General features: G+C 30.3%; 22 protein-coding genes and 1 tRNA gene. 7 read left to right on the forward strand and 16 right to left on the reverse strand.

What is annotated here, in order from left to right; all coding sequences use genetic code 11:
- The first annotated feature begins 34 nt into the window (after nt 1-34).
- The 3 genes from QM495_RS02110 (at nt 35) to rpe (ending at nt 3,969) form a co-directional block, all read left to right on the forward strand.
- Nucleotides 35-2,188 (forward strand): polyribonucleotide nucleotidyltransferase, encoded by a 2,154-nt coding sequence (locus QM495_RS02110; RefSeq protein WP_408670472.1) that lies wholly within the window; start codon nt 35-37, stop codon nt 2,186-2,188.
- 177 nt (nt 2,189-2,365) lie between these two features.
- Nucleotides 2,366-3,229: an RNA polymerase sigma factor RpoD/SigA gene (locus QM495_RS02115; RefSeq protein WP_408670454.1), complete on the forward strand. Its 864-nt coding sequence runs from the start codon at nt 2,366-2,368 to the stop codon at nt 3,227-3,229.
- A 77-nt stretch (nt 3,230-3,306) separates the two neighbouring features.
- Nucleotides 3,307-3,969, forward strand: coding sequence for a ribulose-phosphate 3-epimerase (gene rpe / locus QM495_RS02120; protein ID WP_408670455.1), 663 nt, complete (start codon nt 3,307-3,309; stop codon nt 3,967-3,969).
- Nucleotides 3,970-3,984: 15 nt separating this feature from the next.
- Here the strand turns inward: rpe and QM495_RS02125 are convergent, their stop codons facing one another.
- A complete protein-coding gene (locus tag QM495_RS02125; protein ID WP_408670456.1) occupies nt 3,985-4,404 on the reverse strand; it encodes a CBS domain-containing protein in 420 nt (139 codons plus the stop codon).
- Nucleotides 4,405-4,640: 236 nt separating this feature from the next.
- On the opposite strand from QM495_RS02125, the gene QM495_RS02130 reads away from it, so the two are divergent.
- Nucleotides 4,641-5,156: a GNAT family N-acetyltransferase gene (locus QM495_RS02130; RefSeq protein ID WP_408670457.1), complete on the forward strand. Its 516-nt coding sequence runs from the start codon at nt 4,641-4,643 to the stop codon at nt 5,154-5,156.
- A gap of 74 nt (nt 5,157-5,230) precedes the next feature.
- On the opposite strand, the gene QM495_RS02135 is transcribed toward QM495_RS02130, so the two are convergent.
- The 15 genes from QM495_RS02135 to QM495_RS02205 form a co-directional block, all read right to left on the reverse strand.
- Nucleotides 5,231-5,304: transfer RNA gene (locus tag QM495_RS02135), tRNA-Arg, on the reverse strand.
- Between the two features lie 8 nt (nt 5,305-5,312).
- Nucleotides 5,313-5,762, reverse strand: coding sequence for a GatB/YqeY domain-containing protein (locus QM495_RS02140; RefSeq protein WP_408670458.1), 450 nt, complete (start codon nt 5,760-5,762; stop codon nt 5,313-5,315).
- A gap of 124 nt (nt 5,763-5,886) precedes the next feature.
- A complete protein-coding gene (gene ftsZ / locus QM495_RS02145; RefSeq protein WP_408670459.1) occupies nt 5,887-7,803 on the reverse strand; it encodes a cell division protein FtsZ in 1,917 nt (638 codons plus the stop codon).
- Between the two features lie 33 nt (nt 7,804-7,836).
- Nucleotides 7,837-9,147 carry a cell division protein FtsA gene (gene ftsA / locus QM495_RS02150; protein ID WP_408670460.1) on the reverse strand — a complete coding sequence of 437 codons (1,311 nt, stop codon included), beginning with the start codon at nt 9,145-9,147 and terminating at the stop codon, nt 7,837-7,839.
- Nucleotides 9,148-9,150: 3 nt separating this feature from the next.
- Nucleotides 9,151-9,732, reverse strand: a complete 582-nt coding sequence (locus QM495_RS02155; protein WP_408670473.1) for a cell division protein FtsQ/DivIB — start codon at nt 9,730-9,732, stop codon at nt 9,151-9,153.
- Nucleotides 9,733-9,862: 130 nt separating this feature from the next.
- Entirely contained in the window at nt 9,863-11,209 is a 1,347-nt protein-coding gene (murC, locus tag QM495_RS02160) for a UDP-N-acetylmuramate--L-alanine ligase (RefSeq protein ID WP_408670461.1), read from the reverse strand.
- Between the two features lie 5 nt (nt 11,210-11,214).
- A complete protein-coding gene (gene murG / locus QM495_RS02165) occupies nt 11,215-12,309 on the reverse strand; it encodes an undecaprenyldiphospho-muramoylpentapeptide beta-N-acetylglucosaminyltransferase (RefSeq protein WP_408670462.1) in 1,095 nt (364 codons plus the stop codon).
- Nucleotides 12,293-13,483, reverse strand: coding sequence for an FtsW/RodA/SpoVE family cell cycle protein (locus QM495_RS02170; RefSeq protein WP_408670463.1), 1,191 nt, complete (start codon nt 13,481-13,483; stop codon nt 12,293-12,295). The genes murG and QM495_RS02170 overlap by 17 nt, the downstream gene beginning before the upstream one ends.
- Before the next feature lie 30 nt (nt 13,484-13,513).
- Nucleotides 13,514-14,848 (reverse strand): UDP-N-acetylmuramoyl-L-alanine--D-glutamate ligase, encoded by a 1,335-nt coding sequence (gene murD, locus QM495_RS02175; protein ID WP_408670464.1) that lies wholly within the window; start codon nt 14,846-14,848, stop codon nt 13,514-13,516.
- On the reverse strand, nt 14,849-16,075 hold the full coding sequence (mraY, locus tag QM495_RS02180) for a phospho-N-acetylmuramoyl-pentapeptide-transferase (RefSeq protein ID WP_408670465.1): 1,227 nt from the start codon (nt 16,073-16,075) through the stop codon (nt 14,849-14,851). It abuts the gene before it with no gap.
- A 4-nt stretch (nt 16,076-16,079) separates the two neighbouring features.
- Nucleotides 16,080-17,543 carry a UDP-N-acetylmuramoyl-L-alanyl-D-glutamate--2,6-diaminopimelate ligase gene (locus QM495_RS02185; RefSeq protein ID WP_408670466.1) on the reverse strand — a complete coding sequence of 488 codons (1,464 nt, stop codon included), beginning with the start codon at nt 17,541-17,543 and terminating at the stop codon, nt 16,080-16,082.
- A complete protein-coding gene (locus tag QM495_RS02190; protein ID WP_408670467.1) occupies nt 17,544-19,535 on the reverse strand; it encodes a penicillin-binding protein in 1,992 nt (663 codons plus the stop codon). It lies immediately after the preceding gene.
- 2 nt (nt 19,536-19,537) lie between these two features.
- Complete coding sequence (locus QM495_RS02195; protein WP_408670468.1) at nt 19,538-19,867, reverse strand: FtsL-like putative cell division protein; 330 nt, start codon at nt 19,865-19,867, stop codon at nt 19,538-19,540.
- Nucleotides 19,868-19,869: 2 nt separating this feature from the next.
- A complete protein-coding gene (rsmH, locus tag QM495_RS02200) occupies nt 19,870-20,766 on the reverse strand; it encodes a 16S rRNA (cytosine(1402)-N(4))-methyltransferase RsmH (RefSeq protein ID WP_408670474.1) in 897 nt (298 codons plus the stop codon).
- Complete coding sequence (locus tag QM495_RS02205) at nt 20,753-21,226, reverse strand: division/cell wall cluster transcriptional repressor MraZ (RefSeq protein WP_408670475.1); 474 nt, start codon at nt 21,224-21,226, stop codon at nt 20,753-20,755. Before QM495_RS02205 ends, rsmH begins: the two co-directional genes overlap by 14 nt.
- A 209-nt stretch (nt 21,227-21,435) precedes the next feature.
- Between QM495_RS02205 and QM495_RS02210 the strand changes: the two genes are divergently transcribed.
- The 3 genes from QM495_RS02210 to QM495_RS02220 form a co-directional block, all read left to right on the forward strand.
- Entirely contained in the window at nt 21,436-22,200 is a 765-nt protein-coding gene (locus QM495_RS02210; RefSeq protein WP_408670469.1) for an alpha/beta fold hydrolase, read from the forward strand.
- A gap of 3 nt (nt 22,201-22,203) precedes the next feature.
- Nucleotides 22,204-22,815 (forward strand): ribosome biogenesis GTP-binding protein YihA/YsxC, encoded by a 612-nt coding sequence (gene yihA / locus QM495_RS02215; protein WP_408670470.1) that lies wholly within the window; start codon nt 22,204-22,206, stop codon nt 22,813-22,815.
- A gap of 1 nt (nt 22,816) precedes the next feature.
- Nucleotides 22,817-23,411 (forward strand): RluA family pseudouridine synthase (locus tag QM495_RS02220; RefSeq protein WP_408670471.1); only part of this gene is annotated, 595 nt, incomplete at its 3' end.

Raw genomic sequence — 23,411 nt, forward strand, 5'->3', positions numbered from 1 at the left:
AACCAATTGTTTAATTAAAATTAAAACATTATTTATGATACCAAAGGTATTTAAAGAAATTATTGATTTAGGAGATGGAAGAACCATCTCATTAGAAACCGGAAAATTAGCAAAACAAGCACATGGTTCTGTTGTTGTTCAATCAGGAAAATGTATGTTGTTATGTACAGTTGTTTCCAATTACAAACAAAGCGATGTCGATTTTTTACCATTAACAGTAGATTATCGTGAAAAATTTGCAGCCGCAGGTCGTTATCCTGGAGGTTTCTTCAAAAGAGAAGCTAGACCAAGTGATGGTGAAGTATTAACAATGCGTTTAGTAGACAGAGTTTTACGCCCACTTTTCCCAAAAGATTACCACGCAGAAACACAAGTGATGATTCAGTTAATGTCTCATGACGAAGATGTAATGCCCGAAGCAATGGCAGGATTAGCAGCATCTGCAGCAATTCAATTAAGTGACTTCCCATTCGAATGCGCTATTTCTGAAGCACGTGTTGCAAGAATTAACGGAGAATTTGTTATCAATCCAAGTAGAGCTCAATTAGATGAGGCTGATATGGATATGATGATAGGTGCTTCTGCAGATTCTGTGATGATGGTTGAAGGTGAAATGGACGAATGTAGCGAAGAAGATATGGCAGATGCAATTAAATTTGCACACGAAGCTATTAAAATTCAAATTGCTGCTCAAATACGTTTAGCAGAAGCCTTTGGCAAAAAAGAAGTTCGTGAATATGAAACTGCTGAAGAAAACGAAGACTTAGCAAAAAGAATACACGATTTAGCGTACGATAAATGTTATGCAATAGCAAAAAAAGGAACATCTAAAGTAGAACGCACTAATGCTTTTGCTGAAATTAAAGAAGAAGTAAAAGCTTCATTTACAGAAGACGAGATGGCTGAATTTGGCCACCTTGTTGGAGGTTATTACAGTAAAGCAGAAAAAGAAGCGGTTCGCGAATTAACATTAAGTGAAGGTTTACGATTAGATGGTAGAAAAACAACCGAAATTAGACCAATTTGGTGTGAGGTAGATTACTTACCATCAACACATGGTTCAGCTATTTTTACTAGAGGAGAAACTCAGGCATTAGCAACAGTTACTTTAGGAACATCAAGAGAAGCCAATAAAATTGATATGCCATCCTACGAAGGTGAAGAAACATTTTATTTACATTATAACTTCCCTCCTTTTTGTACAGGTGAAGCACGCCCATTAAGAGGTACTTCTCGTCGTGAAGTTGGTCACGGAAATTTAGCACAACGTGCTTTAAAAGGTATGATTTCTGAAAATTGCCCTTATACTGTTCGTGTAGTTTCTGAAGTATTAGAATCTAATGGTTCATCATCAATGGCAACAGTTTGTGCAGGAACAATGGCACTTATGGATGCTGGTGTTGAAATGAAAAAACCAGTTTCGGGAATTGCTATGGGATTAATTTCTGATGGTAATCGTTACGCTGTATTATCAGATATTTTAGGTGATGAAGATCATTTAGGAGATATGGATTTTAAAGTTACTGGAACTGCTGACGGTATAACAGCTTGTCAGATGGATATTAAAATTAAAGGTTTATCGTACGAAATTTTAGTAAATGCACTAAAACAAGCACGTGAAGGTAGATTACATATTTTAAATTTAATTACAAATACAATTGCACAACCAAATGCAACTGTAAAAGCTCATGCTCCAAAAATGGTATCTAAAACAATTCCTGGTGAATTTATTGGTGCTTTAATTGGTCCTGGAGGAAAAGTAATTCAAGAATTACAAAAAACAACTGGATGTACTATCGTAATTAATGAAGATCCCGTAACTGAAGAAGGTATTGTTGAAATTTTAGGAACAAACCAAGATGGTATTGCTGCTGTTTTAGCTAAAATTGACTCTATCACATTTAAACCTGAAAGAGGTAGCGTTTACGAAGTAAAAGTTATTAAAATACTGGACTTTGGTGCTGTTGTAGAATATGTTGAAGCTCCTGGAAATGAAGTATTATTACATATTTCTGAATTAGCTTGGGAACGTACAAACAATGTTACTGATGTTGTAAATATGGGAGATGTTTTTGATGTAAAATATTTTGGAAGAGATCCAAAAACTAGAAAAGAAAAAGTTTCTAAAAAAGCATTATTACCAAGACCTCCAAGAGAAGAAAGAAAAGATAAAAGAGAAGAAAAATAAATCTTCATAAAATAATTATTAAAGCTTCTTAATTTAAATTAAGAAGCTTTTTTATGAAATTCACTTATAAAATTATATGAAAAATTAATAATATTACTAATATTTTTGTAACATTTCTCAAATTACTACGTATAATATTGTGTACATCATATATAAATAAAAACTTTAGCTACTAAAATGAGACAACTTAAAATTACAAAACAAGTTACTAATAGAGAAACAGCATCATTAGATAAATATTTACAAGAAATTGGTAAAGTTGATTTAATTACTGCTGAAATGGAAGTGGAATTAGCACAAAAAATTAGAGCTGGAGACCAATTAGCTTTAGAAAAATTAACAAAAGCAAATTTACGTTTTGTTGTATCTGTAGCTAAACAATACCAAAATCAAGGCTTAACATTGCCCGATTTAATAAATGAAGGAAACTTAGGATTAATAAAAGCTGCTAAACGTTTTGATGAAACTCGTGGTTTTAAATTTATTTCTTATGCTGTTTGGTGGATTCGTCAATCAATTTTACAAGCATTAGCTGAGCAATCTCGTATTGTTCGTTTACCATTAAATAAAATTGGCTCTATCAATAAAATTAATAAAATGTATGCATTTTTAGAGCAAGAAAACGAAAGACCTCCTTCTGCTGAAGAAATTGCTAAGAAATTAGATATGACTATTAATGACGTTAAAGAATCTATGAAAAATTCTGGTCGTCACGTATCTATGGATGCACCTTTAATTGAAGGTGAAGATTCAAACTTATACGATGTATTAAATACAGGTGAATCTCCAAATCCAGACATGGCTTTATTACATGAATCATTAAAAGTTGAAATTGAAAGAGCATTAGAAACCTTAACACCTAGAGAAGCTGATGTAGTTCAATTATACTTTGGTTTAGGTGATGCACACCCAATGACTTTAGAAGAAATTGGTGAAACTTTTGATTTAACCCGTGAACGTGTTCGTCAAATCAAAGAAAAAGCAATTAGACGATTAAAACATACTTCAAGAAGTAAAATATTGAAAACATATTTAGGATAATAACTAAAGAAAACGCTCGAAATATCGGGCGTTTTTCTTTTTTAAATAATACTTTTGTAAAAACAACAACAAATAAAATGAATAAAATTATTGCTCCTTCAATTTTAGCCGCAGATTTTAGCAACTTGCAACGTGATATTGAAATGGTAAATAACAGCAAAGCTGATTGGTTTCATATTGATGTAATGGATGGTGTATTTGTTCCAAATATTTCATTTGGAATGCCCGTTATTAGCGCCATTAAAAAACACGCTACCAAAACAATGGATGTACATTTAATGATTGTTGATCCAGATAGATTCATTTCCGATTTTAAAAAAGTTGGAGCCGACATTTTAACAGTACATTATGAAGCTTGCACACATTTACATAGAACTGTTCAAGCAATAAAAGCTACTGGAATGAAAGCTGGAGTTTCATTAAATCCACATACTCCTATAGCCGTTTTAGAAGATATAATTGGTAATTTAGACCTTGTTTTAATAATGAGTGTTAATCCAGGTTTTGGAGGGCAAAGTTTTATTGAAAACACCTATAAAAAGGTAGAACAACTAAAACATTTAATTGAATTTACTAAATCTAAAGCACTTATTGAAGTTGATGGTGGAGTTACTGATCAAAATATTGAAAAACTATCAGAAACTGGTGTTGATGCCTTTGTAGCTGGAAGCTTTATTTTTAAAAGTGAAAACCCAACAAAAACTATAGAAAATTTAAAATATTTAGTTTCTCCAGAATAATTAATTAAATTCCAATTAATACTGTTTTAATAAATATTTTAATATATCCGTTGTGGTAACAATGCCAACTAGTACATTATTTTCTACAACAGGCAATGCATGAAATTCATTCTTAGATAATATTTCTACAACTGACTTTATTGTAGTTGAAGAATTTATTTTTATCAAATTTTTAACCATTATTTGACCAATATTTAACATCTTATAAATAGCATTATCAATTTGCGTTTCATTTGTATCATAAGCATCTAAAAAACTAATTCTCTCCAAATCTGTAAATCCCAACATTCCAATAATATGTTCATCTTCTACAATAGGAATATGCCGAATATGATGTTCTTTAAATAGTTTTTCTGCTTTAAATAAATCATCAAATAAAGTTAACGTCACAAGCTTTGTTGTCATTATTTTTGATACTGAGTCTAAACGATTCATACTGCATACTTTAATATTCTATATAAAGTTCTTAAAATATTGTCTGATTTTATATGACTTAAGTCAGTTATCCATACTTTTAAAAGAAAAATGATACAATGTAAGATTGATTAATAGGCTTAGTAACAACCCAACAAAATTTATCTATATTTAACTTATTTCTCAACCTAAAATCAGAAAAGATTTAAAAGGAAGAAATCAAAACTAAATCGTTACAACTAATAAGAATTTAATCTGTGATAAAAATAATTAAAGGTAAAATTGAAGATTGTGAATTAATAGCTGAAATTGGTGAAAAATCATTTTTGGAATCACATGGAAAAAGTGCCTCTAAAGAAAATATTGATAACTTTGTTACTAAAAATTACAATAAAGAGACACTCTCAAAGGAGTTAAATAATCCAAATATTGAATACCACTTAATTTATTATAAAAATAAAATTGCGGGGTATTCAAAAATTGAGTTAAACATTCCAAATAGTAATATTGAGTATCAAAAAATTTCAAAATTAGACCGGTTTTATTTATTGAAAGAATTTTACGGTCAAAAATTAGGGTTAAAATTATTCAATTTTAATATAGAATTATCTAAAAGAAATCAACAAAATGGAATTTGGCTAGCAGTTTGGGTAGAAAATCAAAGAGCAATTAAATTCTACACAAAAGTAGGGTTTAAAATAGTTGGAAAATATGATTTTAAAATTTCCAATACACACTCAAATCCAAATCATATTATGTATTTAACATATTAAAATAACTTGATTTGTCTCAAAAATTGGTAAAAACACAAACTCTAGTATTTACTATTGTTTGTGTTTTTATTTAGTGACCCCGGCAGGATTCAAACCTGCAACCGCTGGAGCCGAAATCCAGTGCGCTATTCAGTTGCGCCACGAGGCCATATTTTTTTAACCTAAAAGCTGTTTTACAGCTGTAGAAATAGCTTTGCCATCAGCTTTACCAGCCAATTGTTTTGATGCCATTCCCATTACTTTCCCCATATCTTTCATTGATGTTGCACCCACTTTTTTCATAATTTCAGCTATCACTTTTTTTAAATCATCTTCATTCATTTGTTCTGGTAAAAATTTAGCAATTACTTCAACTTGGGCTAATTCAGGTGCCGCTAAATCATCTCTTCCCTGGTCTTTATAAATTATTGCACTATCTTTTCTCTGCTTTACCAATTTCTGAAGTAATTTAATTTCTTCCTCTTTAGTTAACTCACTTGATGCACCTCCTTTTGTTTGCTCCAATAATATTTCAGATTTTATTGCTCTTAAAGATTCTAAAGCTACAGCATCTTTAGCTTTCATAGCTTCTTTAATTTTAATCATTAAATCTTGTTGTAAACCCATATTAAGTAATTTTTGTTTTGCGAAGATAGAAAAAAAGAACCCGAAAATCTTTAATATTAATAAAGATTTCCGAGTTTAAAACTTAGAAAATTCATCTAAGGGCATTCGTCTTTGGGCAATATTATTAATCTACATTATCATGTAAAAATGAATTGTTAGAACGGAATTGTATATCATCGTTATCATCAACCTCAAGTGTTGTTCTTGATTGGTTAATTTCTGATGAATGTGATGTTTCATCTAATTCAACTCCCATTCTTTTATAAGCTGGTTCTTTCTCTATTTCGTCTATATTTTTATTAACTCTATTTACAAATTTATAATTGAAATTTTTCATTTTTTCACGTCTTTGAGCTGCTCTTTTTTGCAATTCATCAATTGTTAAATCTAGTGGCGAAACTTCTTTATAATCTATAACTTCATGGTTTTTAATTGTCTCCTCTAATTCAGAATCAATTTTAGATTCAGACCTTAGTGAAAAGTTTAAATTATCCACCTTTTCTTCCTCAATTAGCGTTGGTTTAGAAGCCTTCGTTAAGTTATCTTCTAATTCTGTATAATCTTCCAATGAAAAATATACATCTTCTACTATTTCTTTTGGAGAGTTTACAATTTGATGATCAAAAACTTCAATACTCTCAATATTCATTTTCGGGTCTTCAATTTTAGTTTGTTTTTTTACTTCAGAAATTGGCAAATCAAATGTTAATGAAATTTGGGTTTTTTCTTTTTTAATTTCAATCTCTTCTTCTTTTTCTGAACTATTCATTGAAGTTATTACAAAATCATCAACTGTATCTAATGAAATTTCATCATAAACCACATTAATATTCTTAATAAACTCAGTAGTAGGTATTATTTCAAATTCCTCTTCTATTTCTTCCCCTAAATCATATACTACTTTATCTTCAACTTTTTGCATGTCTTCAATTACATTATTTGTTGAATTTCTCAAAGGGCTTTCTAATCTTTTTTCTGAAAAATCATAAGATGCTTCCTGTTCATCACCAAGTGGGTGAATTATTATTTTAGGATCTGTATTTGATATTTCATGCTGCTGATCTATATTAAACCCTGTCGCAACAATAGTCACTGAAATAGCATCACCTAACGATTCATCTTCACCAACCCCCATAATAATATTTACATCAGATTTAGCTTCAGCCTGAATATAATCGTTAATCTCACCAATTTCATCAATAGTAATTTCTTCAGCACCAGAAACAATTAATAACAATACATTTTTAGCTCCAGTAATTTTATTATCGTTCAATAACGGAGAATGTAATGCTTTTGAAATTGCTTCTTCCGATCTATTAACACCACTTGAACTTGAAGAACCCATAATTGCAGTACCACTATTAGAAAGTACTGTTTTAGCATCTTTTAAATCGATATTTTGTGTGTAATGATGTGTAATAACTTCAGCTATACCACGTGAAGCAGTAGATAATACTTCATCAGCTTTTGAGAAGCCTGCCTTAAAACCAAGATTTCCATAAACTTCTCTTAACTTATTATTGTTAATTACAACCATTGAATCTACATATTCTCGCAATTTTTCAATACCTTTTTGAGCTTGTTCATTACGCATTTTACCTTCAAAACTAAATGGAGTAGTAACAATACCGATAGTTAACAAATCTAGCTCTTTCGCTACTTTAGCAATAATAGGTGCTGCACCTGTGCCTGTTCCACCACCCATTCCAACAGTGATAAATACCATTTTAGAGTTTGAAGAAAGCATATCTTTTATTTCTTGAATACTTTCTATAGCCGCTTGTTCACCAACTTCAGGGTTTGCACCTGCTCCTAAACCTTCGGTTAAAGAAACTCCTAACTGTATTTTTATTGGGATTGGACTGTTTTGTAATGCCTGAGCATCGGTATTACAAATTACAAAATCAACACCTTTTATTCCTTGTGTATACATATGATTAACGGCATTACTACCGCCGCCACCAACTCCTATAACTTTAATAACGTTGGACTGATTTTTTGGTAAATCAAATGAAATGTTGCTAAAATCTGAACTGCTCATAATATCTATTTATTAGTCTTTTTCTTAATTAATTTACTCTGCATTATCTAAAAAATCTCTAAACTTATCTCCCCATTTTTCAAAAATGGATTTTTTAGGTTCTTTTGCTTCTACTTCATCTCCGTTTTCTTCTTTTAAAGGCTCTTCTTTTTCTAATTGAGAATCCTTTTCTTTATTTTTGTCAATCTTGTTTAAACCATTCATTAAAAGCCCTACTGCTGTTGCATATTGTGGGCTTGATAAACTTTCATCTGAATCACCTGCTAAATTTTCATTTGGATATCCAATTCTGGTATCCATCCCTGTAATATATTCTACTAATTGCTTTATATGCTTTAACTGAGCACCACCACCTGTTAACACAATACCAGCAATTAATTTTTTCTTTGGCTCTTCATGACCGTAATTTTTTATTTCTAAAAAAACTTGCTCAATTATTTCAACAACACGTGCATGGATTATTTTTGACAAATTCTTCAACGTAATTTCTTTTGGATCTCTTCCTCTTAAACCTGGAATGGAAACAATTTCATTATCTTTATTTTCACCAGGCCAAGCAGATCCAAATTTTGTTTTTAATAATTCAGCTTGTTTTTCAATAATTGAACATCCTTCTTTAATATCTTCAGTAATTACATTCCCTCCAAAAGGTACCACTGCTGTATGGCGGATAATTCCATTTTTAAAAATAGCTAAATCTGTTGTTCCACCACCAATATCAATTAAAGCAACTCCAGCTTCTTTTTCCTCAGTGCTTAAAACAGCTTCAGCTGATGCTAATGGTTCTAAAGTTATTCCCGCTAAATTTAACCCTGCACTTTTAATACAACGACCAATATTTCGAATGGATGAAACTTGCCCAACTACTACATGAAAATTAGCTTCTAACCTACCACCATACATTCCAACAGGTTCTGTAATTTCAGCTTGCCCATCAACTTTAAATTCTTGTGGAAGCACATGAATTATTTCTTCCCCTGGAAGCATTACTAATTTATAAACTTGCTTTTCTAGTTTTTCTAAATCTTCATCACTAATTACATCTTCCGAATTTGGACGCGTAATATAATCGCTATGTTGTAAACTTCTAATATGCTGCCCTGCAATACCAACAACAGCTTCAGTAATTTTAATTCCAGAAACTGCAATTGCCTCATCAACAGCAGCTTGTATTGATTGTATAGTTTGAGTAATATTATTAACAACCCCTCTATGCACACCTAAACTTTTGGCTTTTCCTGTACCAAGCAGCTCAATTTTTCCATATTCATTTCTACGTCCAATCATAGCAACAATTTTTGTTGTTCCTATGTCTAGTCCTACTGAAATATCATTGTTCTCCATAATTTACTTTTTTGTACAGACAACTTGGTTGTTGTATTTTAAATTTATTGCGCTATACTTTTCTATCGTTTTATCTGCCATCGTTTTGTTAAAAAACGATTTCAATTTTTTGAATTTCTGATTCAAATTGGTTGTGTTACCTAATACTATTTTTTGATCGCCAACTCTAGTGTTCAAAATAAACTCATTATTCGGCATTTTTTTAATGCTAATCAATTGTTTTTTTAAGAACTCATCATTTAAAATTGCTGTTACCAAATAATGAATTTCTTCAATATCACCTTCATTTACATCACCAGAAACCAACAATACTCTAGCTGAATAATTTTCTGATAAAGGCATTTTTTTCGCCTGTTTATCAATGTAATAACTCCTTGTATTTGATAGAACTCTTGCGATGGGTGTTCGTTGTTTTATCTTTGCTTTCAACAAACCATCAACTGTTAAAAAAATAGCTGCATCTTCCACCATGGGGTGTGACAGTACATTTGCCTCTAATTGATGTAAATCTATAACAGATTTTGCTTGGTTTTTAACTGTTGTGTTATTTTGTATTAACAATTTATTAACTATTTGATAATTCATAAAAAGGTTATTTCCTTCTTCAAATTCAATTACTATTTCTCGTACTTTTATTACACTATTTTTCTGATTTGAAAAACTATATAAAAATGCTACAAAACCAAGTAGCACAGTACCTTTTATGTAATTCCAATTAATTTTCAATGCTCAAATTATTTTTAATTACATCAACTAATTCACCAATATCTCCTGCACCAATCATAACAATTATTTGTGCTTTAGATTTTAAAACGTTCTCAACTAATTTTTCTTTCGAAGAAACTAGCTTATTTTTTATGTCAATTTTACCTAATAACCATTCTGAAGTAACTCCCTCAATTGGTAATTCTCTAGCTGGATAAATATCAAGTAAAATTATTTCATCAAAATTTGATAAACTTCTTGCAAAATCATCTATAAAATCTTGTGTTCTACTATATAAATGTGGCTGAAAAACACCTAAAATTTCTTTAGTTGGATACATTTCTTTTACCGAATTTATAACTGCATTTATTTCTGTTGGATGATGTGCATAATCGTCAATCAATACTAAATTTTCTGTTTTAATTTTATAAGAAAAACGTCTTTTAATACCTTTAAAAGTTAGTAAAGCTTTAGCAATGACAGGAATTGAAATTCCAAAAATAGTTGCCATTGCCAAAGCCGCCACCGTATTTAGCACATTATGTTTTCCTGGTAAATTTGTATGTATATTTTTAAAGTATTCTGTAGGTGTTTGCACGTCAAAAATATATGCTCCATTTTCAATTCTTATATTTTTAGCATCGTAATCTGCATTTTCTTCAATACCATAAGTTATTGCTTTAACTGGTAATCCTTTTCGTACTATCAACGTATCTGATACTTTCTTTGCAAAATCTTTAAATGAATTTTCCAATTCAGAATGGTTTCTATAAATATCCAAATGATCTGCATCCATTGAAGTAATACATGCAATATTTGGTGACAATTTTAAAAATGATCGATCAAACTCATCAGCTTCAACAACAGTAACTTCGTTACCTCCTAAAATTAGATTTGAGTTGTAATTTTCTGAAATTCCACCTAAAAATGAAGTAGCATTTACATTGGCTTCTTTTAAAATATGACCTAATATTGTTGAAGTTGTTGTTTTTCCATGCGTACCCGAAACCGCTAAACAAACAGAGTTTTTTGTGATTTCACCTAAAATTTCTGAACGTTTTAACACTGTAAAATCATTAATTAAAAAGTAACCCAATTCTAAATTATTTTTAGGAATTGCAGGTGTATAAACAATTATTGTACCTTTCTTTAGTTTAAATTCAGAAGGTATTAAATCTATTGAATCTTCAAAATGAATAATTATTCCACTATTTTGAAGTGAATTGGTGACTTCTGAAGCAACTCTATCATAACCAGCCACATTTTTACCACTACTTTTAAAATAGCTGGCAATAGCGCTCATACCGATTCCTCCAATACCAATAAAATAGACGTTATGTATATTTTCTAAGTTCAAATCAATTAACTAATCATTAATTTTTCAATTTCTTTTACAATATCTTTTGTTGCACTAGGCAATGCCAATTTTTTAATATTTTCACTTAATTTTTGTTGTAGATTTTCATCATTTATTAACTCTTTAAACATCGTTTGAAACATATTTAACTCTGACTCTTTCAATAACAAAGCAGCATTTTTAGTTACAACCGCTAAGGCATTTTTGGTTTGATGATCTTCAGTAACATTTGGAGATGGAATAAAAATAACTGGCTTACCAACAATGCATAATTCAGAAATTGAACTCGCTCCCGCTCTACTAATTAAAATATCTGCCGCCGCATAGGTTAAGTCCATTCTGTTTAAAAATGCAAATGTTTGAACACCTTCTAAATCATCATATTTTTTAAACTCTTCGTAATATAATTTTCCTGTTTGCCAAATTACCTGTACATTGTTTGAAACCAACCAATTAATATGTTTTTCAATTAAATTATTAACTGATCTCGCCCCCAAACTTCCTCCAATAATAACTAGTGTTTTTTTATTTGCATTTAAATTAAAATAAGCTTGTGCTTCTTCTCTTTTTCCACCAATAGTTAGTAAATCTTGCCTCACCGGATTTCCAGTTTTTATAATTTTTTCAGAAGGAAAAAAGCGTTCTAAACCATCATAAGCCACACAAATTTTATTAGCTTTTTTACTTAACAATTTATTGGTAATTCCCGGATATGAATTTTGTTCTTGAATGACTGTTTTAACACCTTTAACACTAGCCACATACAAAGTTGGCCCACTTGCAAAACCGCCAGTACCAATTACAATAGTTGGTTTAAATTTTTTAATGATTTTATAAGCATTCCACAAACTACTAATCAGTTTAAATGGAAATGCTAAATTTTTTAATGATAAACTTCTTTGAATTCCTGAAATCCATAAGCCTTTTATATCATAACCTGCTTGAGGAACTTTCTCCATCTCCATCCTATCTTTTGCACCAACAAACAAAAAATTAGCTTCAGGATATTTTCCTTTCAACTCGTTTGCAATAGATACAGCTGGATAAATATGACCGCCTGTTCCACCTCCACTTAATATGATATTAACCGATTGTTTCATGTAAAATATCTAAAGGATTTTCTTCATTATCTATACTTTCTTTTTTCTCTTTATCAGCAGTTACACTTAAAATAATTCCTAGCGCAAAACAGGTCATCCAAATTGAGGTACCTCCACTACTTATTAGCGGTAAAGTTTGCCCGGTAACTGGAAATAAATTAACCGCAACTGCCATATTAATTATGGCCTGAAAAATAATTGGTAAACCAACGCCAATAATTAGCAATGTTGCAAATATGCTGGTCGCCTTTTTAGCTGCCATTACAATTCTGAAAAGCAATAAAAAGTACATGAGTATTACAACTGAAGCTCCAACTAAACCATATTCTTCAACAATAATTGCAAAAATAAAATCGGATGAAGATTGTGGTAAAAAATTTTTCTGAATACTCTTTCCTGGGCCTCTTCCATGTAAACCACCACTAGCAATGGCTATTTTAGCTTTTTCAACCTGATAACCATCTTCAGCATTTTTGTTTGAAAAATTTTCTACTCTACTAATCCAAGTATCAACTCTATTTGGCATTACATTAGGAAATGCTTTTGCAACAAACACAAATAGAATTAAACTTAGCACACCTATTCCCACAACAGATGCAATATATTTTAATGGATAACCTCCAATAAAAGCAACTAATAAAACCATTAAAAAAACAATAGCCGTAGTTGAAAAATTTGCTGGTAAAATCAATGCTAAAATCAAAGCCACAGGTATCCACAACTGTAAAAAAGTTTCTTTAAAAACTATCTCTTTATCTTTATTTCGAGCTAAATAACGCGCTACATAAATCATAATCACCAAACCTGCTAGTGTTGATGTTTGAAATCCAATACCAATAAAAGGAATTTGAATCCATCTACTTGCATTAGCACCACCAATAGTAGTTCCTTGTGTTAGCGTATAAATTAATAAAACTATAACTAAAGGAATCATTAAAACCGAGCCTCCACTAAAATATCTGAAAGGAATTTTATGCACCGCATAAATAATTAGAAATCCGCAAGCTAATAAAAATGCATGCTTAAATAAATAAAAAGTTGTAGTGCCATTATTTACTACATAAACCAAATTGGTACTTGCACTATAAACCGGCAAAAAAGACAAAACAGCCAATACAGTTACTATTGCCCAAATTGCTCGATCTCCTTCAATATTTTTAAGTATGCTTTTCAAATGTTTATGGTATTTCCTTTATATTTTTTATTATAATTCTCTTACAGCTTGCTTAAATTTATTACCTCTATCTTCATAGTTTTCAAACAAATCAAAACTTGCACAAGCTGGAGATAACAAAACACTATCTCCTTTTTCTGCAATTTTATATGCAACTTTAACAGCCTCTTCGGCACCGACAGTTTCAACAACTAAATCAACAACATTATAAAAAGTTTGTACTATTTTTTGATTGTCAATACCCAAACAAATAATAGCTTTTACTTTTTCCCGTACCAACGGCATTAGATCTAAATAATCGTTCCCTTTATCAACTCCACCAACTATCCAAACTGTTGGTGATTGCATACTATCCAAGGCATAAAATGTTGCATTTACATTGGTAGCTTTAGAATCATTTATATATTGAACTCCATTAATTTTTAAAACCTGTTCAAGTCGATGTTCAACTCCTTCAAAATCTTCTAAACTCTCTCTAATAGTTTTTTTTCTAACTTTTAACAATGAAGCAGCCATTGCTGCTGCCATTGCATTTTTAGTATTATGTTTCCCTTTTAACGCCAAAGTTGAAATACCCATTATTTTATATGTTGTTTTATATTTTATTATTATGTTATTATCTTTTAAATAAACACCTTGTTCTAATTCATTTTTTAAGGAAAAAGGTACTAAAGTGGCATTTACTTTATTGTTTTTTAACCAACTTGAAATTACCTCATCATCATAATCATAAATTAAAAAATCATGTGCTGTTTGATTTTTAGTAATTCTAAATTTTGAACTGATATAGTTTTCAAATTTGTAATCATACCTATCCAAATGATCTGGAGTTATATTAGTAATTATTGCAATATGTGGTGCAAAAGTTTCAATACCATCTAATTGAAAACTACTCAACTCCAACACATAATTCTCTACGTTTTTTTCTGCCACTTGTTGTGCAAAACTATCTCCAATATTACCTCCCATACTCACATTGAAGTTGCCCTTTTTCAAAATATGATTGACCAACATAGTTGTGGTGGTTTTACCATTTGAACCCGTAATACCCACAATAACTCCGTTTGTATATTTTGAAGCAAACTCAATTTCAGAAATTACTGGAATCTCTTTTTTCCTCAATGCTATTATTAATGAAATAGCATCAGGAATTCCTGGGCTTTTCATTACGATGTCAGCCTCAAAAATTTTAGCTTCAGTATGATTTCCTTCTTCGAAAGAAATATTATTATTTAAAAGAACTTTTTTATATTTTTTCGCAATTGTTCCTTTGTCAGAAACAAAAACATTATATCCTTTTTGTTTTCCCAAAATAGCTGTTCCTACACCACTTTCTCCTGCTCCTAAAACAACTAATTTTTCCATTTATCGTAACTTTAGAGTTACTATTGTAAATACAGCTAACAGAATTCCAATAATCCAAAAACGTGTTACAATTTTACTTTCGTGATAACCTGATTTTTGATAATGATGATGCAATGGTGACATTTTAAAAATTCGCCTTCCTTCACCATATTTTTTTCTTGAATATTTAAAATAGCTAACTTGAAGTATTACTGATAAAGTTTCTATAAAAAAAACTCCTGCCAATATTGGAATTAACAACTCTTTACGAACCGCAATGGCCAAAACAGCTATAATACCCCCAATAGTTAAACTTCCTGTATCACCCATAAATACTTGTGCAGGATACGTATTGTACCACAAAAACCCAATTAAAGCGCCTACAAAAGCAGCTATAAAAATGGTCATTTCACCCGAATTTGGTATGTACATTACATCTAAATAATTGGCAAATATAATATTCCCCGAAACCCATGCAAAAACACCTAAAGTGAGGACTATTATTGCTGATGACCCAGCGGCTAAACCGTCAATACCATCCGTTAAATTTGCTCCGTTTGAAACAGCTGTGATGATAAAAATTACTATTGGAATGAAAATTAACCACGCATAATCTTTTAAACCTTCACCAAAAACACCTAAAACATCTGCATACTCGAACTCATTATTTTTAAAAAATGGAATGGTTGTTTTAGTAGATTTTTCAGCATCTGCAAATAAAACAGGAGTTCCATTTTCACTTACATATTGATATTTTAAAGGCAGTTTTTCTTTCATAGTAACTCCTGGGTGAAAATAAAACATCGCTCCAACAAAAATTCCTAGAGTAACTTGCCCTAAAATTTTAAATCTTCCTTTTAAACCTTTCTTATCTTTTTTGAAGATTTTAATATAATCATCTAAAAAGCCAATAGCTCCCATCCATAATGTAGTAACTACAAGCGTTACGATATACACATTATCAATTTTTGAAATTAGTAACACTGGAATTAAAGTTGCTAAAATTATAATAATACCACCCATAGTTGGAGTTCCTGCTTTTTCAACTTGCCCTTCTAAACCTAAATCTCTAACTGATTCTCCAACTTGCATTCTCTGTAGATAATTAATTATTCGTTTTCCATAAATTGTTGAAAAAAGTAACGACATTATAAAAGCCAATGCAGACCTAAACGAGATGTATTGAAACAATCCTGCTCCTGCTAATTTGTAATGACTTTCTAAATATTCAAATAAATAATATAGCATTGTACTAACTTTCTATTGCTTTTAATAATTGTGTTATTTTCTCGTAATCGTCAAAATGTGAACGTTGTCCGTTTACTTCCTGATACGTTTCATGACCTTTTCCTGCGATTAAAATAATATCTCCTTTTTTAGCGAATTTAGTAGCCGTTTTAATAGCTTGTTCTCTATCTAAAATTGAGATGGTTTTTTTAAAATTTTTAGGTTCAACTCCAGCTTCAATTTCTTCAATTATTGTTTGTGGATTTTCACTTCTTGGATTATCAGAAGTGAAAATTATTTGTGTACTTAACTGAGAAGCTATTCGCCCCATAATAGGGCGTTTAGCTTTATCTCGGTCTCCTCCGCATCCCACAACGGTAATTACTTCTTCATTGCCTGTTCTTATATCATTAATTGTTTCAATTACATTTTTTAAGGCATCAGGTGTGTGTGCATAATCTATAACTGCAGTTACACCTCCTTCTGAAATAAAATGTTGAAATCTTCCACTTACACTTTCTAACTCACTAATATGTGTTAGTGATTCTGTTGAATTTAAACCTAGTAAATTTGAAACTCCATAAACAGCTAGTAAATTATACGCATTAAAACTCCCTGTTAATTTTGCCCAAACTTCATTATTATTTATGGTTAATAACAAACCAGAAAATTGATTTTCTAAAATCTTCGCTTTAAAATCAGCCATTGTTTTTAAGGCATACGAATGTTTTTTAGCAACGGTATTTTGAAGCATTACTGCTCCATTTTTATCATCAATATTTACCAAAGCAAAAGCTGATTTTGACAACCCATCAAAAAATGATTTTTTTACATCTCTATATCCCTTGAACGTTTTATGATAATCTAAATGATCGTGTGTTAAATTTGTAAAAACACCTCCTGCAAATTGCAATCCTTCCGTTCTTTTTTGATGAATTCCGTGAGAACTTACTTCCATAAAACAAAAATCAACACCCAACTCAACCATTTCGTTTAAATACTTATTAATTAAAACTGAATTTGGGGTAGTATGAGTTGCTTTATATTGAACAGTATCAACCATAATTTTTACAGTTGATAATAACCCTGCTTTATAACCTGATTTTTGAAACAATTGATACAATAACGTAGCAATTGTAGTTTTACCATTTGTGCCTGTAACTCCAACTAGCTTTAATTTTGATGAAGGATTGTCATAAAAATTTGACGCTATAATAGCCAACGCATTATTAGCATCATCAACTTGTATATATGTTATTTGCTGAAGTCTTTTTTCTGGTAATTCTTCACAAACAATTACAGTTGCACCCAACTCTATTGCTTTATCAATAAATTGATGCCCATTAAATACCAATCCTTTTTGAGCCACAAATAAACTATTTGGTTTTACCTCTCTTGAATCAAAAATAATGGCATTTACCATTCCTTCGGTACTACCATAAATAGTATTAATGCTAACTTTATATAATATGTCTTTAACTAATTTCAATTAAATTAATTTTAAAACTATTGTTGCTCCTTTTATTAACTTTTCACCAACACTTATGGACTGTTCTTTTACTTTTCCTTCTCCTTGAAAATTAACATTTAATCCTATGTTTTCAAGTAAAGGAATGGCATCCATAGCCGCCATCCCTTTAACATTTGGGATTGAAATAAATTCCGTGTTAGACTTTGTAAAATACGAATCGAAACTATTATTTACACTCGCAAAATTTGGAGTTGTATTTTTAATTGTATTAATAATATAGTTTGATGTATAAATTTTTTGAGCAATATCTTTAAAAACTGGACCAGAAACATCAGCCCCGTAAAAACCAATTTTTATGTCTGGTTTATGAATTACTACAATACATGAATACTTTGGGTTTTCAGCAGGAAAATAACCTGTAAATGATGAAATATATCTTTTATCTTTAACCCATTTTTCATAATTTCCATACTCCGTTCTTGCTGTACCAGTTTTACCTGCCATTGAAAAATTTTTATCATATAATTTATGACCTGTACCTTTAATAACTACATTTTTTAGCACTTCTTGAACTTTACTAATTGTGTTTTTTGAACAAATTTGTGAATCAATTACTTCTTTTCCAAAATACGCTACCTTTTCATCCCAAGAACGAATTTCTTTCACAAATTTTGGTTTTACCATTTCTCCATTATTTGCAATTGCATTATAAAATGTTAACATTTGTAATGGTGTTAAAGTAAGGTTGTATCCATAAGCTATTGATGGTAAAGCATTTTTACTCCATATTTTATCACCCGGACTTGGAATATTAGGTTTACCTTCTCCTTTTATGGTTAAACCAAGTTTATCATTTAAATGCATATTTTTCAAAATATCAATAAATTCTTCAGGTTTTTCACTAAAATTTTCATCAATTAACCTAGCAAATCCAATATTTGAAGAGACTTCCAAAGCTCTTGCTGCTGAAATTTTTCCATAACCACCTCTATGAGAATCATTAATATATCTTCCATGCATTTTGTATTTTCCTTTACCTGTATCAACAATTGTACTTGTATCAATTTTTCCTGATTCTAAAGCCGCAACTAAAGACATTACTTTAAAAGCTGAACCGGGTTCATGAGATTCATAAATTGCATAATTTCTTTTTTCGTAATATTTTCCTTGAGAACTTCTACCTAAATTTGAAATTGCCTTTATTTCGCCTGTAGCTGTTTCCATTACAACCACACAACCATGTTCTGCATTATAATGCTCTAACTGTCTTAATAATGAATGATGCGCAATATCTTGAATATTAACATCAATTGTTGTTACAATATCTTTCCCATCAATAGGTTCTTTTTCATTTGTGTCATTTATAGGTTTCCATAACCCTTTAGCTATTTTTTGCTTCATTCTCCAACCGGGCGTGCCTTTTAAATGACTTCTATAAGCTCCTTCAATTCCAGGTGCTCCTCTATAATCATCATAACCAATTATTCTTTCTGCTACTTTACCTAACGGGTGAGCTCTAACGGTAGATTGCTCTGCAATAAAACCACCTTTATACATTCCTAAATTAAAAATGGGGAAACTTTTAATTTTCATATAATCATTATAACCTAGTTTTCTTGAAATAAATAAATACCTATTTTTACTATTTCTTGCTTTTCTGATTTTGGTTTCCCAATATGAAACAGAATTTCCAAGCATTTTTGACAACTCTGTAGAAAGATTTTTAATTTCTTTCTCTAATACTTTTGAATCAACAGTTACAACATCCATTCTAATTTCATATTGCGACATTGATGTTGCAAGTAAACTTCCATCAGCCGAAAATACATTCCCTCTATTTGCATAAATAGTATCGTTTCTTAGCGTAAGTTGTTCAGATAGATTTCTGTACTTTTCACCATCAGCAAATTGTATATTAGTAAGCCTCACTATAATTGCTACCAAAAACAATGCGATAAACACAAATACGATGTATAACTTATTTAATATTCCTTTTTTTGTAACGGACAATATTAGTTGTTTTTTGAGGTTACTTTAATAACTTGTGGTGGATTTTCACTTGGTTTTAATTCCAACTCCAACACTTTATTTTTAATTGTTGACTCTAATTTTAATTTCATTGCAATTGAACGAGTATCTACAAATTCTGATTGTAATTCTTTATTTTTTTTATTAATCTTAGCAATCTCCATAACTTGCTTATCTGAACTATGAGAACTTGCAATCATTAATAACATTAGCAATACTATAAATAAAATAAAACGCCAATTTTTAAAAGAGTTATCACTTACTAAAAAGTTTCCCTTTAATATATCGTATATGCTTTTTTTGAATTTTGACATTACTATTTCAATGTTGCTATTCTCAATTTCGCACTTCTAGCTCTATTATTTTTTTTAATTTCTATTGCTGAAGGAATAATCATCTTTCCAACTTTTTTCATTGGAACCGAAATATTTCCATAAAAATCTTTTTCAGGTTCTCCTTCAAAAAGCCCATTTCTAATAAATCGTTTTACCAACCTATCTTCTAAAGAGTGGTACGAAATAACACTCAACCTTCCTTCTTTATTCAGTATTTCGGGTGTTTGCAATAAAAATTCTTTTAAAGCCTCTATCTCCTGATTTACTTCAATTCTAATTCCCTGAAATATTTGAGCTAATATTTTATGTTCAATTGCTTTTGGTACAAATTCATTCAATACCTCTTTTAACTCAAAACTTGTTTTAATTTTTTTTTCAGCTCTTGTTTCAACTATTTTTTTTGCAATTGCTCTAGCATTACGTAACTCTCCATATTGAAACAAAACATTAGCCAACTTTTGCTCTTTATAAAAATTCACTACTTGAAATGCTGATAATTCATCTGTTTGATTCATTCTCATATCTAAATCCGCATCAAACCTTGTAGAAAATCCACGTTCAGCCACATCAAATTGATGTGATGACACACCTAAATCTGCCAAAATACCATCCACTTTTTTCACACCATAAAAGCGCAAATACCTTTTAATAAATCTAAAATTTTGCGGAATTAATGTAAAACGTTCATCATTAATACTATTTCGTTTTGCATCTTCATCCTGATCGAAAGCAAAAAGTTTACCTTCTTCATTTAGCCTATTTAATAGTTCTTTTGAGTGACCTCCGCCACCAAAAGTTACATCAACATATACACCATTTGGTTTTATATTTAAACCATCAATGCTTTCTTTTAACAATACAGGATTATGATACTTCATCATCGTCAAATTTAAAATCACCCATAACCTCTTCCGTTAACATACCAAAGTCTTCTGCTAAATCATCAACAACCTTCTCATACTTCTCTTTATCCCAAATTTCAATAATATTAACTGCTGAAGAAAGCACTACATCTTTTGAAATTCCAGCAAATTGTTGTAAATCCTTTGGTATTAATAATCTTCCTGAAGCATCTAATTCAACAATTTTCACACCAGCTGTAAATCGCCTGATAAAATCATTATTTTTTTTAACAAACCTATTCAACTTGTTAACTCTAGCCATTAAAATATTCCATTCAGACATGGGGTATAATTCCAGGCATGAATGAAAAACAGCTCTTTTTATCACAAAACCATCTTGTAATATTGGCGAAAGTTGCTTTTTTAACGCAATTGATAAAGCAAGCCTTCCTTTGGCATCAGCTTTACATTCGTATGTCCCAATTAAATTTATCATCATGTGTTTGTGTGTATTCAAAAATATAAATTTTTTCCCACAAATATCCACTTTTACCCACTTTGTTAATAACTTTTAACATTCAACAAGATTATACACCTACTTTTTTGAAAAACAACTAGTTAAATTTAGATGTAGCCTTATTGATAAAAAAGTCGTATTTTAGAAAAAAAAGCTACCTTTGTGGTTAGCTTAAAATCAATACTTAAATGAGTAATAATCTTATAACGGAAGGAAAGTTTAGTTATGCTGAAGCTGGTGAAGGACAACCTATAATTGTGCTTCATGGACTTATGGGTACATTAAGTAATTTTGATGGTGTTTTTAATCATTTTTCAAAAAATGGTTACAAAGTAATTATTCCTGAATTACCTATATATTCACTTCCACTTTTAAAAACCAATGTAAAAAATATTTCAAAATTTTTGAAAGAGTTTATGATTTTCAAAAAAATTGATAAAGCTATTCTTTTAGGAAACTCTTTAGGTGGGCATATTGCATTATATTTCACAAAATTAAATTTAAAAAATGTAACTGGACTTGTGTTAACAGGAAGTTCTGGTTTGTATGAAAAATCTATGGGTGACACGTACCCAAAAAGAGGAAATTACGAATACATAAAAGAAAAAACAAAAGAAGTTTTTTACAATCCTGATGTTGCCTCTAAAGAAATGGTTGATGAAGTTTTTTCATCGGTAAACGACAGAAGTAGAGTCATAAAAACTTTAGCTATTGCTAAAAGTGCTATTCGGCATAATATGGGAAAAGATTTACCCGAAATGAATACACCAACTTGTTTAATTTGGGGAAAGAATGATTTGGTTACACCACCAGAAGTTGCTGTAGATTTTGAAAAATTATTACCCGATGCTAATTTATTTTGGGTTGATAAATGTGGACATGCACCAATGATGGAACATCCTGATGAATTTAATAGAATTCTTGAAAACTGGTTAAAAGAACGAAACCTGTAAATCATGAAAATTAAAACTGCTGATTTTGTAATTAGCAATTCAGATGTGTTAAAATGCCCAAAAGAAAAACTCGCTGAATATGCTTTTATTGGACGTTCAAACGTTGGTAAATCATCCTTAATAAATATGTTAACTGGTCAAAATAAGTTAGCTAAAACTTCTGGAAGACCAGGTAAAACACAACTTATAAATCATTTTAAAATTAATAATAATTGGTTTTTAGTTGATTTACCAGGGTACGGTTACGCAAAGGTTTCAAAAATTGTTAAGAGAACTTTTCAAAGTTTTATAAAAAATTATTTTCTTCAGCGAGAACAACTAATTTGTACGTTTGTATTGATTGATTGCAGGCATGAACCTCAAAAAATTGATTTGGAATTTATGGCATTTCTAGGTCAAAGTGAGATTCCATTTTGCATAGTTTTTACTAAATCTGATAAATTAAAACTATCTAAGTTGAATAAAAACATACAATTCTACACAAAAAAAATGACGAGTACCCTTTGGGAAACAATGCCTCAATATTTTGTTACTTCAGCAACTTCGTCAAACGGGAAAGAAGAATTGCTTACATTTATTGATGGTATAAATCAACAGCTTACCGAGAATTTGTAACATGGCTTCAACCAAAAATAATTTACATGTATTATTTGAGGATAATCACTTCATTGTTATCAATAAACAATCGGGCGATATTGTTCAAGGAGACAAAACAGGTGATACACCTTTAAGTGATATTGTTAAAGAATACATTAAAGAAAAATACAACAAACCTGGAAATGTTTTTTTAGGTGTTGTTCACCGATTAGATAGACCAACAACTGGCGTTGTAGTTTTTGCAAGAACCTCGAAAGCATTAGAACGTTTTAATAAAATGTTGAGAGATAAAACCGTACATAAAACGTATTGGGCGGTGGTTAAAAATAAGCCAAAAAAAGATATTGACACACTTATTGGGTTTCTTAAAAAAAATCCAAAAAATAATAAATCTACTTCGTATTCTTCTGAAATTGAAGGAAGTAAAAAAGCAATTCTTCATTATAAATTATTAAAATCTTTAGATAATTATCATCTTCTTGAAGTTGATTTAGAAACGGGTCGTCATCATCAAATTAGATGTCAGTTAGCAACTATTGGATCACCTATTAAAGGTGATTTAAAATATGGTTTCAACAGAAGCAATAAAGATGCAAGTATTCATTTACACGCAC

This window comes from Lutibacter sp., assembly GCF_046055765.1.
Classification (GTDB): domain Bacteria; phylum Bacteroidota; class Bacteroidia; order Flavobacteriales; family Flavobacteriaceae; genus Lutibacter.

Bases quoted from the DNA above. Each gene is read 5' to 3' on its own strand.
- QM495_RS02205 (WP_408670475.1), bottom strand. From the start codon at position 21,226: ATGATAAATTTAATTGGGACATACGAATGTAAAGCTGATGCCAAAGGA.
- ftsA (WP_408670460.1), bottom strand. From the start codon at position 9,147: ATGGAGAACAATGATATTTCAGTAGGACTAGACATAGGAACAACAAAA.
- mraY (WP_408670465.1), bottom strand. From the start codon at position 16,075: ATGCTATATTATTTATTTGAATATTTAGAAAGTCATTACAAATTAGCA.
- QM495_RS02210 (WP_408670469.1), top strand. From the start codon at position 21,436: ATGAGTAATAATCTTATAACGGAAGGAAAGTTTAGTTATGCTGAAGCT.
- murD (WP_408670464.1), bottom strand. From the start codon at position 14,848: ATGGAAAAATTAGTTGTTTTAGGAGCAGGAGAAAGTGGTGTAGGAACA.
- QM495_RS02110 (WP_408670472.1), top strand. From the start codon at position 35: ATGATACCAAAGGTATTTAAAGAAATTATTGATTTAGGAGATGGAAGA.
- yihA (WP_408670470.1), top strand. From the start codon at position 22,204: ATGAAAATTAAAACTGCTGATTTTGTAATTAGCAATTCAGATGTGTTA.
- QM495_RS02115 (WP_408670454.1), top strand. From the start codon at position 2,366: ATGAGACAACTTAAAATTACAAAACAAGTTACTAATAGAGAAACAGCA.
- rpe (WP_408670455.1), top strand. From the start codon at position 3,307: ATGAATAAAATTATTGCTCCTTCAATTTTAGCCGCAGATTTTAGCAAC.
- QM495_RS02195 (WP_408670468.1), bottom strand. From the start codon at position 19,867: ATGTCAAAATTCAAAAAAAGCATATACGATATATTAAAGGGAAACTTT.
- rsmH (WP_408670474.1), bottom strand. From the start codon at position 20,766: ATGAAGTATCATAATCCTGTATTGTTAAAAGAAAGCATTGATGGTTTA.
- QM495_RS02155 (WP_408670473.1), bottom strand. From the start codon at position 9,732: ATGAATTATCAAATAGTTAATAAATTGTTAATACAAAATAACACAACA.
- QM495_RS02140 (WP_408670458.1), bottom strand. From the start codon at position 5,762: ATGGGTTTACAACAAGATTTAATGATTAAAATTAAAGAAGCTATGAAA.
- ftsZ (WP_408670459.1), bottom strand. From the start codon at position 7,803: ATGAGCAGTTCAGATTTTAGCAACATTTCATTTGATTTACCAAAAAAT.
- QM495_RS02125 (WP_408670456.1), bottom strand. From the start codon at position 4,404: ATGAATCGTTTAGACTCAGTATCAAAAATAATGACAACAAAGCTTGTG.
- murG (WP_408670462.1), bottom strand. From the start codon at position 12,309: ATGAAACAATCGGTTAATATCATATTAAGTGGAGGTGGAACAGGCGGT.